At 55.1% G+C, this 13,714-nt stretch carries 17 protein-coding genes; 7 read left to right on the top strand and 10 right to left on the bottom strand.

The genetic code is table 11. The features are described from left to right. Nucleotides 1-40: 40 nt before the first annotated feature. On the top strand, nucleotides 41-904 hold the full coding sequence (locus BN3796_RS17335) for an N-acetylmuramic acid 6-phosphate etherase (RefSeq protein WP_061709602.1): 864 nt from the start codon (nucleotides 41-43) through the stop codon (nucleotides 902-904). Between the two features lie 51 nt (nucleotides 905-955). On the opposite strand, the gene ompC is transcribed toward BN3796_RS17335, so the two are convergent. After that, on the bottom strand, nucleotides 956-2,119 hold the full coding sequence (ompC, locus tag BN3796_RS17330) for a porin OmpC (protein WP_061709601.1): 1,164 nt from the start codon (nucleotides 2,117-2,119) through the stop codon (nucleotides 956-958). A gap of 602 nt (nucleotides 2,120-2,721) precedes the next feature. On the opposite strand from ompC, the gene BN3796_RS17325 reads away from it, so the two are divergent. The 5 genes from BN3796_RS17325 to dgcQ all read left to right on the top strand — a co-directional run bounded on the left by BN3796_RS17325 (nucleotide 2,722) and on the right by dgcQ (nucleotide 7,731). Beyond that, complete coding sequence (locus BN3796_RS17325; RefSeq protein WP_187374042.1) at nucleotides 2,722-4,152, top strand: DNA cytosine methyltransferase; 1,431 nt, start codon at nucleotides 2,722-2,724, stop codon at nucleotides 4,150-4,152. Then, nucleotides 4,133-4,615, top strand: coding sequence for a very short patch repair endonuclease (locus BN3796_RS17320; RefSeq protein ID WP_061709599.1), 483 nt, complete (start codon nucleotides 4,133-4,135; stop codon nucleotides 4,613-4,615). Before BN3796_RS17325 ends, BN3796_RS17320 begins: the two co-directional genes overlap by 20 nt. A 134-nt stretch (nucleotides 4,616-4,749) precedes the next feature. Further along, nucleotides 4,750-5,661: a DUF808 domain-containing protein gene (locus tag BN3796_RS17315; RefSeq protein WP_061709598.1), complete on the top strand. Its 912-nt coding sequence runs from the start codon at nucleotides 4,750-4,752 to the stop codon at nucleotides 5,659-5,661. 78 nt (nucleotides 5,662-5,739) lie between these two features. Next, nucleotides 5,740-5,922, top strand: a complete 183-nt coding sequence (locus BN3796_RS17310) for a YodC family protein (RefSeq protein ID WP_061709597.1) — start codon at nucleotides 5,740-5,742, stop codon at nucleotides 5,920-5,922. Between the two features lie 129 nt (nucleotides 5,923-6,051). Then, on the top strand, nucleotides 6,052-7,731 hold the full coding sequence (gene dgcQ / locus BN3796_RS17305) for a cellulose biosynthesis regulator diguanylate cyclase DgcQ (protein WP_061709596.1): 1,680 nt from the start codon (nucleotides 6,052-6,054) through the stop codon (nucleotides 7,729-7,731). A 272-nt stretch (nucleotides 7,732-8,003) separates the two neighbouring features. Here dgcQ and BN3796_RS17300 read toward each other — a convergent pair whose 3' ends face one another. Beyond that, on the bottom strand, nucleotides 8,004-8,216 hold the full coding sequence (locus tag BN3796_RS17300) for a DUF2525 domain-containing protein (RefSeq protein ID WP_061709595.1): 213 nt from the start codon (nucleotides 8,214-8,216) through the stop codon (nucleotides 8,004-8,006). Nucleotides 8,217-8,344: 128 nt separating this feature from the next. On the opposite strand from BN3796_RS17300, the gene dsrB reads away from it, so the two are divergent. After that, nucleotides 8,345-8,533: a protein DsrB gene (gene dsrB / locus BN3796_RS17295; RefSeq protein WP_061709594.1), complete on the top strand. Its 189-nt coding sequence runs from the start codon at nucleotides 8,345-8,347 to the stop codon at nucleotides 8,531-8,533. Nucleotides 8,534-8,634: 101 nt separating this feature from the next. Here the strand turns inward: dsrB and rcsA are convergent, their stop codons facing one another. The 8 genes from rcsA to fliL all read right to left on the bottom strand — a co-directional run bounded on the left by rcsA (nucleotide 8,635) and on the right by fliL (nucleotide 13,625). Beyond that, nucleotides 8,635-9,258, bottom strand: a complete 624-nt coding sequence (gene rcsA / locus BN3796_RS17290) for a transcriptional regulator RcsA (protein WP_061709593.1) — start codon at nucleotides 9,256-9,258, stop codon at nucleotides 8,635-8,637. 285 nt (nucleotides 9,259-9,543) lie between these two features. Then, nucleotides 9,544-10,338, bottom strand: coding sequence for a flagellar biosynthetic protein FliR (fliR, locus tag BN3796_RS17285; protein WP_061709592.1), 795 nt, complete (start codon nucleotides 10,336-10,338; stop codon nucleotides 9,544-9,546). 6 nt (nucleotides 10,339-10,344) lie between these two features. Continuing rightward, nucleotides 10,345-10,614 carry a flagellar biosynthesis protein FliQ gene (gene fliQ, locus BN3796_RS17280; protein WP_061709591.1) on the bottom strand — a complete coding sequence of 90 codons (270 nt, stop codon included), beginning with the start codon at nucleotides 10,612-10,614 and terminating at the stop codon, nucleotides 10,345-10,347. Between the two features lie 10 nt (nucleotides 10,615-10,624). Then, a complete protein-coding gene (fliP, locus tag BN3796_RS17275; protein ID WP_061709590.1) occupies nucleotides 10,625-11,362 on the bottom strand; it encodes a flagellar type III secretion system pore protein FliP in 738 nt (245 codons plus the stop codon). Continuing rightward, the gene (gene fliO / locus BN3796_RS17270) at nucleotides 11,362-11,736 is read right to left on the bottom strand and encodes a flagellar biosynthetic protein FliO (protein WP_061709589.1); all 375 of its coding nucleotides are present in this window, start codon (nucleotides 11,734-11,736) and stop codon (nucleotides 11,362-11,364) included. The genes fliP and fliO overlap by 1 nt, the downstream gene beginning before the upstream one ends. 2 nt (nucleotides 11,737-11,738) lie before the next feature. Then, on the bottom strand, nucleotides 11,739-12,152 hold the full coding sequence (gene fliN / locus BN3796_RS17265) for a flagellar motor switch protein FliN (RefSeq protein ID WP_061709588.1): 414 nt from the start codon (nucleotides 12,150-12,152) through the stop codon (nucleotides 11,739-11,741). After that, nucleotides 12,149-13,153 (bottom strand): flagellar motor switch protein FliM, encoded by a 1,005-nt coding sequence (gene fliM, locus BN3796_RS17260; protein WP_061709587.1) that lies wholly within the window; start codon nucleotides 13,151-13,153, stop codon nucleotides 12,149-12,151. The genes fliN and fliM overlap by 4 nt, the downstream gene beginning before the upstream one ends. 4 nt (nucleotides 13,154-13,157) lie before the next feature. After that, nucleotides 13,158-13,625 (bottom strand): flagellar basal body-associated protein FliL, encoded by a 468-nt coding sequence (gene fliL, locus BN3796_RS17255; protein WP_061709586.1) that lies wholly within the window; start codon nucleotides 13,623-13,625, stop codon nucleotides 13,158-13,160. Between the last annotated feature and the right edge of the window lie 89 nt (nucleotides 13,626-13,714).

Here is a 13,714-nt window from a genome sequence, read left to right as displayed (position 1 = left end):
CTCTATAGTGTGTGGGAATTGTTAAAAAAGGAGGCGGTATATGAGTACTAAGCTAAATGGATTGGTCAGGGAAAGACGTCACGCGCAGACAGAGGATATCGACAGACTCTCTACGCTCGACATGCTTAGCGTCATCCACCGGGATGATAAACTGATTACCGATTCCATTACCCCTTTTCTGCCGACGATCGCGCGCGTCGTGGATAACGCGGCGGCCACCTTAAACCGGGGGGGAAGAGTATTCTTCGTCGGGGCCGGATCGTCCGGGCGCGCCGCGGTACAGGCGGCAGAGGAATATGCGCCAGGCAAACATGCCGTTATCGGGCTTGAGGCTCGGGAGGAGGTGGGAAATTACGATCGCGGCGTTTCCGATCTGCAGGCGCGGAACTACAGCGAGCACGATATGTTGCTGGCGTTAACCATCAGCGGTAAAACACCCTGGGTTTGGGGCGCTATGCGCCACGCATGGTCGCTCGGTTCGCCGGTCGCTATCATCACCCAGGATGACCGGAGCGAGGCGGCCCAGCTCGCCAGCATGGTCATTACTCCGCAGACCGGGCCGGAAGTGGTCGCCGGATTTGGCAACAACAAGGCCAGCGTCGCGCAGAAGATGATAATTAATATGATCCTCACCGGACTGGCGGTGCGTACCGGCAGAGTGTATAGCAACCTGCGTGTCGATCTGGAGGCGAGCAGCACCAGATGGGCTGAACGGCAGATAGCCATTGTGATGGAAGCGGGAGACTGCACCCGCGCGACGGCGAAGGCGGCGCTGGAAAGCGCTAACTTTCATTGTAAAACCGCGATCCTGATGGTGCTGACCGGCATGGATGTCTGGAAGGCGCGCGAGCTGCTGGATCAAAACAATGGTTTTCTGCGCGTGGCGCTACAGGAAGCGCCATAACGACGCTAACATAAAAAAGCCCGCGTAGCGGGCTTTTCTGTTTTAAACGGATCAGAACTGATAGATCATGCCCACGCCGACGATATCGTCTGTAGCGATACCCTGCATGGCGTAGAAATCCTCATTTTCATCCAGCAGGTTGATTTTGTAATCAACATAGGCGGAGAAGTTTTTGTTAAAGGCATAGGAAGCGCCAACGTCGATGTAGTTGACCAGGTCGACATCTTCGGTGCGGCCCTGCGGACGGTTTGCGCCGCCAGGATAAGTCAGATCAACGCCTTTAGAGTAGACCCACGCCAGAGACGGACGCAGACCGAAATCGAACTGATACTGAGCAACGGCTTCAAAGTTCTGGGTTTTATCCGCAATGCCATAGTCCCCGTAAGGGGTCATGTTGCGCGTTTCAGCGTACATCATCGCCAGGTAGATGTTGTTTGCGTCATATTTCGCGCCAATGGTCCAGACATCCGCTTCTTCGCCACCCGCAATCAGCGCGTTGTTACGGCCTACGCCTTCCTGCTCGTTGGTACGGTCGGAAGAGGCGTACGCGGCGCCCAGGCTCAGACCTTCCAGATCGCCGGAGAAGTCGTAAGACGTTGACATGCCGAAGCCGTCACCGTTCTGGAAGCGAATATCGTTGTGGCCGTTCTTGGTGCCTTCCTGATCTTCGTTGGCGTTGGAACCTTCATTGGCGCCCTGATACTGCAGCGCAAAGTTCAGGCCATCGACCAGGCCGAAGAAGTCCTGGTTACGGTAGGTTGCCACGCCATTTGCACGGCCTACCATAAAGTTATCGGTCCAGGTATAGGAGTCGCCGCCGAACACCGGCAGCATATCGGTCCAGGCTTCCACGTCGTACACGACGCCGTAGTTACGGCCGTAGTCGAAGGAGCCAACGTCGGTGAGTTTCAGACCGGCATAGGCGAGACGGTTGAAGGATTTGTCTCCCGCGCTTTCGGTGTTGTTCGCGTAGGTTTTATATTCCCACTGACCATAACCGATCAGCTGTGAGGTGATCTGAGTTTCGCCTTTGAATCCGACCTGCACGTAGGTCTCATCGCCATCATCGCCAGAGTTATCGGAGAAGGTGTGGCGCGCGTCGACTTTACCGTAAAGATCAACTTTATTGCCGTTCTTATTATACATTTCAGCCGCGTTGGCCGCGCCAGCCAGTAATAAAGCGGGTACTAAAATAGCCAGAACTTTTCTTTTCATTATATATCCCTTATAAATATAATCTCTATGAATATATGTAGTTACGCTCCGTAACTACATTCGCGATACTATTCTATCTGTCCGGAAACAGTTCCATTATTAAATGTAATTAGAAGCTAAAAAGTATTTCAAAATATTTATAATGTTCTCATTATTTTTCTTATGAATGTGATTGGTTACTATTATATTAGATAAAAATAGATTTCTATTTCAGCATGTTATGTGTTCTATGTTGTTATTTGTTCGGGTGATGTGTTTCAGGGGGAGGAAAAAAGAAAGGCCCGGCACGTAAACGCCGGGAAAGTGGATGATGTTTGAAAATAATTTCAAAATAAAAGCAGGAGACTTAAAACGTACTTATCATCGCACAACATTTTTTCACCGACAACGTCTGGTGATATCCAGTTCAGGAATATAAAAAGGTAATCATTCGACATGAATAAATAATTGGGCAGAATGTTTTCCTGCAAGCGAAATAGCAGAAATCGTAATCATAAGGCGCTCGTTTACGTGTGATGAGGCCGTATCAGGCCGATTGGCGCGGGGCCAGGCATGTCAATCTGTGATAATCTGTTGCCAGTCTCTCTCTTCCGGTTAAAAGTATGCAGGAAAAATCATCAGTGACTGAGTCGGCACGCGGGGTGGAGAAATCTACCGCGACGGTGCAGGCGCTTTTAAACCAGCTGTTGGCTATCTATGATGCCAAAACCCTGGCCGCCAGGCTGAACGACATCGGGGAAAGCCGCTGGAGCCCCGCCATTCTGAAACGTCTCGTTACCAGCGAGCGGGCAGGGCGCCGGTTAAGCGAGAATGAATTTGATTTTTTGCGCGGCCTGCTGCCCCGTCCGCCCGCTGCGCATCCTCACTATGCGTTTCGTTTTATCGATCTGTTTGCCGGTATCGGCGGTATCCGTCACGGCTTTGAGGCCATCGGCGGCCAGTGCGTCTTTACCAGCGAGTGGAACAAACATGCCGTGCGCACCTATAAGGCGAACTGGTACTGCGATCCTGACCATCACCGCTTCAACGATGATATTCGCGACGTGACCCTGAGCCATAAAACCGGCGTGAGCGATGAAGAGGCGGCGCGACATATTCGCCAGCTCATCCCGGCGCACGATGTCCTTCTGGCGGGCTTTCCCTGTCAGCCTTTCTCGCTGGCGGGGGTCTCGAAAAAGAATGCCCTGGGGCGTGCCCACGGTTTTGCCTGCGATACCCAGGGAACCCTCTTCTTTGACGTGGTGCGGATAATTGACGCGCGCCGGCCGCCAATCTTTGTGCTGGAGAACGTTAAAAACCTCAAGAGCCACGACGGGGGGAAAACCTTCCGCATTATCATGCAGACCCTGGATGAACTGGGCTATGACGTGGCGGACGCGGATGAGATGGGGCCGGACGATCCGAAAATCATCGACGGGAAACACTTTTTGCCCCAGCACCGGGAGCGCATCGTCCTTGTGGGTTTTCGGCGGGATCTGAATCTGCGCGGCGACTTTACGCTTCGGGATCTCCCTGCGCTTTATCCGGCGCGCCGTCTGACCCTGGCCGAGCTACTGGAGCCGGAGGTTGACGATAAATTCATCCTGACGCCGGTCCTCTGGAAATACCTTTATCGTTATGCCAAAAAACACCAGGCGAAGGGCAATGGCTTTGGTTTTGGTATGGTCGACCCGGCTAATCCGCACAGCGTGACCCGCACGCTCTCGGCCCGCTACTACAAAGATGGCGCGGAGATCCTGATCGACCGCGGCTGGGATAAGGCGCTGGGGGAGAAACATTTTGACGATCCGCAGAACCAGCGTCGGCGCCCGCGCCGTCTGACGCCCCGGGAGTGCGCGCGACTGATGGGGTTTGAAACGCCGCAGGGCTATCGCTTTCGCATTCCGGTATCAGATACTCAGGCCTACCGTCAGTTTGGCAACTCCGTTGTCGTCCCGGCGTTTGCCGCTGTGGCCAGGCTGCTGGAGTCGCGCATCAGGCAGGCGGCAGCGTGCCGTCTGAGCGAGGCCGTCGATGACGGATGTACACAGTAAGGCGACTCGCAGCAAAAACATGCGTGCTATCGGCACGCGTGACACCGCCATTGAGAAACGGCTGGCGGGGCTGCTGACGCAGGCGGGATTCACCTTCCGCATGCAGGACGCGGCCCTCGCCGGGCGGCCCGACTTTGTGCTGGATGACTATCGTTGCATCATCTTTACCCACGGCTGCTTCTGGCACCATCACGACTGCTATCTCTTTAAGGTGCCCGCGACCCGCACCGCGTTCTGGCTGGAAAAAATTGGCAAAAACGTCGCGCGGGATGCTCGCGATACCGCCACGCTTATCGGTGAGGGCTGGCGGGTGTTGATTGTCTGGGAGTGCGCGCTACGTGGCCGCAAGCGCCTCGATGATAACGCCCTGACGGAGCGGCTGGAGGAGTGGATCTGCGGCGGCGGGCAGGCCGCGGAGATCGACACGCTGGGTATTCATGCCCTGACGGTGGCCGCGCCCTGAATCTCTTCGCGGCAACGTCCTGTCGCCATTCTTCCTTTACGCTGAAAAATGTTCCACGCCGTGCGTAAAGTTTCGGGGTTGGCCGTTTTGCTTCATACTATCTGTTCAGATTGCAAAATAAGAAGGATGACATTTTGGCAGGAAGTAGCTTATTAACGTTGCTGGATGATATTGCCACGCTTCTGGATGATATTTCGGTAATGGGGAAACTGGCGGCGAAAAAGACCGCCGGTGTACTGGGCGATGATCTCTCTCTTAATGCCCAGCAGGTCACCGGCCTGCGCGCTAACCGGGAGCTGCCGGTTGTCTGGGGCGTGGCGAAAGGATCGTTTCTCAATAAGGTGATCCTGGTGCCGCTGGCGCTGCTTATCAGCGCCTTTATTCCCTGGGCCATTACGCCGCTGCTGATGATCGGCGGGGCATTTCTCTGTTTTGAAGGGGTGGAGAAGGTTATTCACTCCTTCTCCCATAAAGAGGGCGAAACGCCGCAGGCACGTCGGGAGCGGCTCGAAGCGCTGGCAGCGCAGGACCCTAAGGCCTTCGAGCGCGATAAGGTGAAAGGGGCGATTCGCACCGACTTTATCCTGTCGGCGGAAATCGTCGCCATTACGCTCGGCATCGTTTCCGAGGCGCCGCTGCTCGACCAGGTACTGGTGCTCTCCGGGATTGCCATTCTGGTGACGATTGGCGTCTATGGCCTGGTCGGTTTTATCGTCAAGCTGGACGATATGGGCTACTGGCTGGCAGAGAAACAGAGCGTGGTGGCAAAGGGGATCGGTAAAGGGCTGCTGGTGCTGGCCCCGTGGCTGATGAAATCGCTCACGATTATCGGCACCCTGGCGATGTTTTTAGTCGGCGGCGGGATTGTCGTACATGGCATTGCGCCGCTGCATCATGCAATTGAACATCTGGCCGCAGGGCTCGGCGCTTTCGTCGCCGCGGTACTGCCTACGCTGCTGAATATGGTGGTGGGTTTTATCGTCGGCCTGGTGGTATTCGCGGGCGTTAAAGCGGTGGAAAAGCTGCGCGGTGGCGTTTCGGAGTAAAATTCAGACGGTGCGCTGTGCAAAAAGGCCATTCCTCGTCTAAATTGAAACGGTTTCACCCTGATAAAGGAGGCAGGTATGGTCTTTTTAGTCAGTGATGAAGTCAGACCGAAAAACGGTGGCCCACGCATGATTGTCACCGGCTATGCCAGCGGCATGGTGGAGTGCCGCTGGCACGATGGCTACGGCATCAAGCGCGAAGCGTTTCGTGAAGAGGAGCTTCAGCGCGGCGATGGACGGCAACGGCACGAGAAGGCTTAATCACGCAGCGCCCGGCTTGTCCGGGCGTTTTTGTTGTTGACGTTGATTCCGCGCGGTGCTTTTTTTAAGAGATGACCGCCGCGGGTCAATGTTATGCGAAAAGAGTAGGGCGGTCAGCAGGGAGAGAGCGTGCAACGTGATACCTTCGTTGAAAAAAGGTCAGTTCTGAGGCGGTTACGCAATCGTCCGGAACGCATCGTCAATCTTTGTTTTCTGTTCGTCCTCATCTTCTCAACGCTTTTGACATGGCGCGAGGCGGTGTTGCTGGAAGAGGCCTATATCTCAAGCCAGAAAAACGATCTGGAATCGGTCTCCAGCGCGCTGGACAGCAAGCTGCAGTTTAACATCGACCAGCTTCTCTTTTATCGGCACAGCATGGGGGAGGCCCTGCAGACGCCGCTGGCGTTCCAGATACTTCGTAACGAAGTGACGCGATTCCCTCAGGTTCGCCGTCTCACCTGGTGGCAGCTGGCGGTGGAGGAGAAACGCACGCTGCCTCTCAAAGGGGTGTCAGATGCCTTTGTTGCCAGAACCAGCCTCCTTTCCCGTGATAACGCCAGACTGAACAACGAGCTGACGGCGGCGCTGGAGGTCGGTTATCTGCTGCGTCTCGGCGCCCAGCCTGATTTAGCCCAGAAGCGGGTCATGTATGTCTCCCGCGCGGGCTTTTATCTGGCAACGAACAGCCAGGAACGTGACTACACCATTGTTTCCCGCTATTACCACTACGTCACCCGCCCCTGGTTTACGCTCCAGTCAGAGCGCAACAACCGCGCCGGCGGCCTGAAATGGTTTATCACGCCATCTTCTCCGGAAGGGCTGGACAAGCCTCTCATCACCGCCAGCGTGCCGGTCTGGTTTGACCGCTACTGGTATGGGGTGCTGGCGATGGATTTCTCGCCGTTGTTGATGAAAAAGCTGCTGGCGGAGGCTTTAGAGGACCATGCTGAAGGGCTTTACCAGCTTTATGACAACCGGCTTCACCCGCTTATCTCCTCCACCGGCCAAAGCGCGGCTTTTGACAAACGCGAGCTGGCGCAGCTGGCCCACGCTATAGGTAACGATACGGAAGGAGGGCTGCGGCTGGGAGGCCGTTACGTCAGCTGGCAGCGGCTTCACCATTTTGACGGGGTACTGGTGCGTGTTCATACTCTGCAGCAGGGGATACGGGGCGATTTCGGCAGCATCAGTATTGCGCTCTTCCTGCTCTGGGCGCTTTTTACCGGCATGTTGCTTCTCTCCTGGGTGGTGATACGGCGCATGGTCAACAACATGTACGTTCTTCAGCACTCGCTGCAGTGGCAGGCGTGGCACGATCCGCTGACCCGCCTGCACAACCGCGGCGCGCTGTTTGAACGGGCGAAAGCGCTCTCTGACGAGTGCCTCCAGCAAAAGCGGCCCTTCTCGGTGATTCAGCTTGATCTGGACTTTTTCAAAAGCATTAACGACCGCTACGGCCATCAGGCGGGCGACCGGGTGCTTTCGCACACGGCGGGATTGATTGCCGGTTCGTTACGCAGCAGCGATGTGGCAGGCCGCGTGGGCGGAGAGGAGTTTTGCATTCTGCTGCCGGGCGCAACCGCAGAGCAGGCCGCCAGCGTAGCGGAACGTATCCGCGCTTTAATCAACAGTAAGGAAATTCTGGTGAGGAAAAGCACCACCCTGCGCATTAGTGCCTCGCTGGGCGTGAGCAGTTCACAGGAGCGAGGAAATTTTGACTTTGAGCAGCTCCAGTCGATTGCCGATGCGCGCCTCTATCTGGCGAAGCAGCAGGGACGGAATCGGGTCGTCGCCTCCAGCCCTTCCTGAATATAAGGGAAAATACCAGGATAACTCTTAAATTAATGAGAGGATGTTTTGGTAACGATCCCGCAGAAGCCTTGCGCCGCGCGGAACGCGCCTTATAAATAATGTTAAGCTATATAAAAGAGGCTATTCGTCTCAAGAATAAAGCTTGTCATGCAAATTATTTGCAGATAAGGTAATTCTTACATCAGATTTCCTGGTGTAACGAATTTACAAGTGCTTCTTGCAAAAGCAAGTTTGATCCCGGCCATTCCATGACCGGGATTTTTTTCGTTTTAGCGATTATATTCCGTCACGCTAAAATCGCGGATATCCAGTTCAAACGCCTCAGCCAGCTCGCGGTAAGTGTGAAAATCCTGTCCATTGATACTCACTTTTTCCGGTTCGCCTTCAATGCGATGGACTTCGCTTTCGCTGATCTCATTGATGGCAGCGAGCAGGGCGTCGATATCCACCGTCTCCTCGTGCTTCGCATTCGGGTCTCTCATAACCCTTACCTCTCTTTGGATCGGTCCATCGGTAAGTATAGACTGCCTGGAAAAAGAGCATTCGTCTCTTTCAGCGCTGCCAGACGGGAGCTTTTGTTCTACACTGCTCAAAACCACAGGAGGAGCTTATGAAGGTCAACGATCGGGTAACCGTCAAGACGGACGGTGGGCCGCGCCGCCCTGGCGTGGTGCTGGCAGTCGAGCAGTTTAATGAAGGCACAATGTACCTGGTATCGCTGGAGGATTATCCTCTGGGGATCTGGTTCTTTAACGAAGTGGGCCATCCGGACGGCATTTTTGTCGAAAGCGCGGAGTGAGGTGATGTCGGGCTGGCCTGCGCCGCCCGACAGGCCAGACGCGAACCAGAGGAAAATCTCTGGCCAGGCCAGAGATCAAATAAAAAGCAGAAGAGGGAAAGTTAACGCATATTGACAAAGATACCGTTGGTCACGTTATCTGTCAGACGAACAACATGATAGATCACTTGCTTATTATGGGTTTTGATTTTCCGTTTGATATTACCTTTATGTGATGAAACCGTTTTCGCTTTAATATTCATCTGATCGGAAATCTGAATTGTCCCCTGACCTGCCATCCACATTCGTAGCATACTCGATTCAGTCCGACTTAATGATAACGTAGGTAAATTAACTACTCCTACATTTTTAACTTCTTTATTCAGATAATCACCCAAAATGTCATCCAGCGACTCGGGTTTGATCGACTTAGAACTGATCAGCAAATTGTTTCGTACCAGCAAATATTCATCAAAATGGATATTCGCTATCGCCATAAAAACAATAAATAAGGTCTTAGGATGTTGATTAATGATTTGCTTAATGTGCTGACTGTTAGCGGGATCATGAATAAAACAGTCCTCATTAATAAACACCACGCCAGGCCTGCAGGTGTCACAGGCGGCTGCAAGTTCGTCAACGGTGTGGACATCGTTGATCTCTCTTTTTCTTACCCCTCTGCTGGCCAGATACCCGGTTAGCCCTAGCCGGGTGTAACTGCATAAATCCATAATGATCGTTGACATGGCATACCCTCACTCAATGCGTAACGATAATTCACCATCTGCCTGAGAGCTCAAAACAGCCATACGGGATGGAAAAAAAACGAATAACCTGTGAGCGTTACAAGAACTTTCAGGCGAACTCACTATCCCGTAAAGTTACGTATAATTTGCCAGGAATCATCTTAAAGTAAAGTAAATGTTGCGGAGTGTGAGGGGCATAAAAATAATTAAACCGCACCAGATATATCCTGGAAGATGTTTGTCAGGTTTTACTTTAGGAATTTCCTCAAAGAAACAATATGAACATCAGGGATTAGCCCCGGCAGGTAATTCCCGAATAATGTCTGCCAGCAGATCGAATATTTCACCGAATAAATGTTCGCAAAAAGGGGCGATAAGTGGCATGAGCAACGCCATTAATATCAATCCCACCGTCAGAGTGACCGGAAAGCCAATGACAAATACGGAAAGCTGCGGTGCCATGCGATTGAGTAAGCCCAGCGACAGGTTCACGGTAAGGAGCAGGGTAATAACCGGCAGCGCCAGCATCAGCCCGTTGAGAAAGACGAGCCCGGCGGCACGGGTCAGCGCCAGAAAAGCGTTACTGTTCACCGGGCTGGCGCCGACAGGGAGCGTATGAAAGGTATCCGCCAGCATGGAGATGAGCCACAGATGGCCGTTGAAGCTGAGAAATAGCAGCATTGCCAGCATGTCGATAAGGCGTGCCAGTACCGGCATATTGAGATGGCTGCCGGGGTCGACAAAGGTCGCGAACGACAGCCCCATCTGCAGGCCGATCAGCTCCCCGGCGGTGCGCACCGCGGCAAAGGCAAGCTGCATGGTAAAACCAATCGCCACGCCGATCAGCATCTGTTGTAGCGCCAGCCAGCCCGCCTGCACCGAGAAAATGGGCACATCCACCGGCGGCAGGGAAGGTGCGATGGCAAAAGTCATCAGCAGCCCTAGCCCCACTTTAACCCGTTTAGGAATCGCTTTTTCGCTCAGGATGGGGGCGGTCATGATCAGCGCCATAATGCGCAGAAAGGGCCAGAAGTAGAGCCCCAGCCAGGCAAGCCATTGATCGCTGGTAAAGTGCAGCATGCGCGCTTAGCCGATGATATAGGGCAGGTTAGTAAACAGGTTGCGCATATAGTCCAGCAGCAGGTTCAGCATCCACGGCCCGGCAATAATCATCGCCACAAACACGGCGATGATTTTTGGAATAAACGACAGGGTCATTTCGTTAATCTGCGTGGCGGCCTGCAGGATGCTGATGATAAGGCCGGTCACGAGGGCAACCAGCAGCAGCGGGGCGGCCACGGCGATGGCGATTTTCATCGCTTCCGTGCCCATCATCATCACCGATTCTGGGGTCATGGCGCGTTCCTTAACTGTAAAAACTCTGGGCCAGCGAGCCGACCAGCAGCTGCCAGCCGTCCACCAGCACAAAGAGCATGATCTTAAAGGGAAGGGCGATGGTGGCTGGCGGCACCATCATCATCCCGAGCGCCATCAGGACGCTCGCGATCACCAGATCGATAATCAGAAACGGAATAAAAATGGTAAAGCCGATCTGAAAGGCGGTCTTAAGTTCGCTGGTCACGTAGGCGGGCAGCAGAATGCGCATTGGTACCGCCTCCGGCCCCTGTAGCTCGCCGCTATTCGCCAGCCGGGCAAAGAGCGCCAGATCGGCCTGTCGGGTCTGGCGCAGCATAAATTCACGCAGCGGCTGCGCCCCTTTTTCGAGCGCCTCCTGCATCGAAATTTTCTCTTCGCTAAACGGCAGATAGGCGTCGGCATAAATCTTGTCGATAACCGGCGACATAATAAAAAAGGTCAGAAACAGCGCCAGGCCAAGCAGCACCTGGTTGGGCGGCGCGGAGGGGGTGCCCAGCGCGTTGCGCAGCAGGCCAAAAACGATGATGATGCGGGTAAAGCTGGTCATCATCAGCAAAATGGCCGGGATAAAGGTCAGGGAGGTGATAAAGACCAGCGTCTGCACCGACAGCGACCAGCTTTGTCCCCCTCCGGCCAGCGGCGTAGAGACCAGGCCGGGAAGCTGGGCATAGACGGCAGGGCTAAACAGGGCCGCGCCTGCAAGCGTAAGGGATAACAAACGGCGCATCAGGATCTCCCGGAACGCTTAAGCAAATTCTTCATCACCGCCTGAAAATCGGCGGGGCGCTCCACCTGCGGCGTATCGACAACCGGGGCGGCAGGCAGCGTATGTAACAGACTGATTTGCGAGGCGGTTACCCCCAGCACCAGCCGGGCATCTTCCACCTCAACCACCACCACCCGCTCGCGGGGACCCAGCGAGGCGCTGGCGCTGACCTTCAGGCCGCGGGCACCGGCGGTTTTCCCCGCCAGACCAAAGCGCTTCGCCAGCCAGGCGGCGATAAGAATAAAAGCAATAATACCGAACAACGCCCCGCTCACATGGATCAGCGGCGAACCGGGCATAGCAGAGGGCTGGGTGAGAGTTGCCTGGGTTTTCATGCTTAACGGCTCAGACGACGCATACGTTCAGACGGGGTAATGATGTCTGTGATGCGCACGCCGTACTTATCAGCCACCACCACCACTTCGCCCTGGGCGATAAGATAGCCGTTGATCAGAATATCCAGCGGCTCGCCAGCCAGCCCTTCCAGCGCCACGACCGAGCCCTGGGTGAGGCGCAGCAGCTCTTTGATGGTCATGCGGGTACGCCCCAGCTCCACGGTCAGCTTGACCGGGATATCCATAATCAGATCGATATCCTGCAGCGTGCCGCTGACGTCGCCGCCGCCCAGCTGCTGGAATACGGCGTCCGCCGCGCTTTTACCCGGCGCCGCTTTTTGCTCGCCTAACGCTTCAGCCCACAGATCGTCCAGTGCTCCGCTGTTTTCATCGGACGGATTGTTCATATCACTCATTTGGGCTGTTCCTCATTCAGCGAATTTAAAATCGGGTTGATCAGGTGTTCGACGCGTAACGCGTACTGACCGTTAAGCGTGCCGTACTGGCTGGTCAACACCGGTACGCCATCCACGTGGGCAATAATGCGATCGGGTTTTTCAAGGGGTAATACGTCGCCGGGCTGCAGCTTCAGGATCTGGGAGAGGCGCAGCGGAATATCGGCAAAGTTGGCAATCAGCTCCAGCTGTGAGTGCTGTACCTGACGCACCAGATTTTCCCGCCAGTTCTGATCTTCGTGGCGGGAGTTCTCCAGCGGCGGGTTGACCAGCACTTCGCGCAGCGGCTCGATCATGCTGAACGGCAGGCAGATATTAAATTCGCCGGTGAGGTTGCCAATCTCCACGTGGAACGGCGTATTAACCACGATATCGTTCGGGGAGGTGGTGATATTGGTAAATTTCACCTGCATCTCGGAGCGCACATACTCCACCTCCAGCGGGTTAATCGCCTTCCAGGCGTCGCTGTAGGCTTCCAGCGCCAGCTTCAGCATGCGGTTGATGACCCGCTGCTCGGTATGGGTAAACTCGCGTCCTTCGACCTTGGTCGGGAACCGTCCGTCACCGCCGAAAAGGTTATCCACCGCGATAAAGACCAGGCTCGGCGAAAAGACAAACAGCCCGGTGCCGCGCAGCGGCTTGAGGTGGATCAGGTTAAGGTTGGTCGGCACCGGCAGGTTACGCGCAAACTCATGATAGGGCTGAATGCGGATCGCCCCGACGGTAATATCCGGGCTACGGCGCAGGAGGTTAAAGAGCCCCATGCGGAACTGACGCGCAAAACGCTCGTTGATGATCTCCAGCGCCTGCAGGCGTTCGCGCACCACGCGGCGCTGGGTATTGGGATCGTAGGGGCGAATATCGCTCTCGCCCTTCGCCCCCGGCTGCGGATCGTCGCTTTTATCGCTGTCGCCGTTGAGCAGCGCATCGATTTCTGCCTGAGAAAGAATACTGTCGCCCATGTGATTACCGCAGGATAAAAGCTGTGTAGAGAACGTCGGTCACTTCCTGGCGCGGCTGACCGCTCACCAGCGGCGCGGCCAGCGTCTGCTTGATCGCCTCTACCAGTTTCTGTTTCCCTTCGTCGGTGGCGAGTCCGCTGGCATCCTGACGGGAGAAGAGCAGCAGCAGGCGGCTGCGCACTTCAGGCAGATAGTCGTTCAGTCGCGCGCGGGTCGCTTCGTCTTTCAGGCGCAGGGTAATACCGATATAGAGCACGCGGTCGGCGTCGCCCAGGTTAACGGTAAAGGTGTCCAGCGGGAAAAAGACCGGCGCTGCCGGGGGAGGCGGTTCTGCCGCCGCCGCCGTGGTCGGCGACTTCTGCATACGCCAGTAGCTGTAGCCCGCGGTGGCGCAGGCGGCGAGCGTGATCAACACCAGCAGCGGGATCCAGATGGAGCGCTTGCTCTTTTTGGTGATAGCGGAATCAGTCATCTGATAGGGGCTTCCTGTTTCGGTACTGCTTATGCGGTGATTATCCCGCGTCCGCCGCCGGTCAAAGCGTGGAAAAGACGGGGATAATC

The organism is Pseudenterobacter timonensis, from assembly GCF_900021175.1.
Lineage (GTDB): Bacteria > Pseudomonadota > Gammaproteobacteria > Enterobacterales > Enterobacteriaceae > Enterobacter > Enterobacter timonensis.
The sequence above is the reverse complement of the archived record's forward strand: the minus strand, read 5'-3'. Positions and strand labels throughout refer to the sequence as shown.

Bases quoted from the DNA above. Each gene is read 5' to 3' on its own strand.
- BN3796_RS17325 (WP_187374042.1), top strand. From the start codon at position 2,722: ATGCAGGAAAAATCATCAGTGACTGAGTCGGCACGCGGGGTGGAGAAA.
- BN3796_RS17335 (WP_061709602.1), top strand. From the start codon at position 41: ATGAGTACTAAGCTAAATGGATTGGTCAGGGAAAGACGTCACGCGCAG.
- fliO (WP_061709589.1), bottom strand. From the start codon at position 11,736: ATGAAAACCCAGGCAACTCTCACCCAGCCCTCTGCTATGCCCGGTTCG.
- fliM (WP_061709587.1), bottom strand. From the start codon at position 13,153: ATGGGCGACAGTATTCTTTCTCAGGCAGAAATCGATGCGCTGCTCAAC.
- BN3796_RS17320 (WP_061709599.1), top strand. From the start codon at position 4,133: ATGACGGATGTACACAGTAAGGCGACTCGCAGCAAAAACATGCGTGCT.
- dsrB (WP_061709594.1), top strand. From the start codon at position 8,345: ATGAAGGTCAACGATCGGGTAACCGTCAAGACGGACGGTGGGCCGCGC.
- fliQ (WP_061709591.1), bottom strand. From the start codon at position 10,614: ATGACCCCAGAATCGGTGATGATGATGGGCACGGAAGCGATGAAAATC.
- BN3796_RS17300 (WP_061709595.1), bottom strand. From the start codon at position 8,216: ATGAGAGACCCGAATGCGAAGCACGAGGAGACGGTGGATATCGACGCC.
- rcsA (WP_061709593.1), bottom strand. From the start codon at position 9,258: ATGTCAACGATCATTATGGATTTATGCAGTTACACCCGGCTAGGGCTA.
- fliP (WP_061709590.1), bottom strand. From the start codon at position 11,362: ATGCGCCGTTTGTTATCCCTTACGCTTGCAGGCGCGGCCCTGTTTAGC.
- fliR (WP_061709592.1), bottom strand. From the start codon at position 10,338: ATGCTGCACTTTACCAGCGATCAATGGCTTGCCTGGCTGGGGCTCTAC.
- BN3796_RS17310 (WP_061709597.1), top strand. From the start codon at position 5,740: ATGGTCTTTTTAGTCAGTGATGAAGTCAGACCGAAAAACGGTGGCCCA.
- ompC (WP_061709601.1), bottom strand. From the start codon at position 2,119: ATGAAAAGAAAAGTTCTGGCTATTTTAGTACCCGCTTTATTACTGGCT.
- fliL (WP_061709586.1), bottom strand. From the start codon at position 13,625: ATGACTGATTCCGCTATCACCAAAAAGAGCAAGCGCTCCATCTGGATC.
- fliN (WP_061709588.1), bottom strand. From the start codon at position 12,152: ATGAGTGATATGAACAATCCGTCCGATGAAAACAGCGGAGCACTGGAC.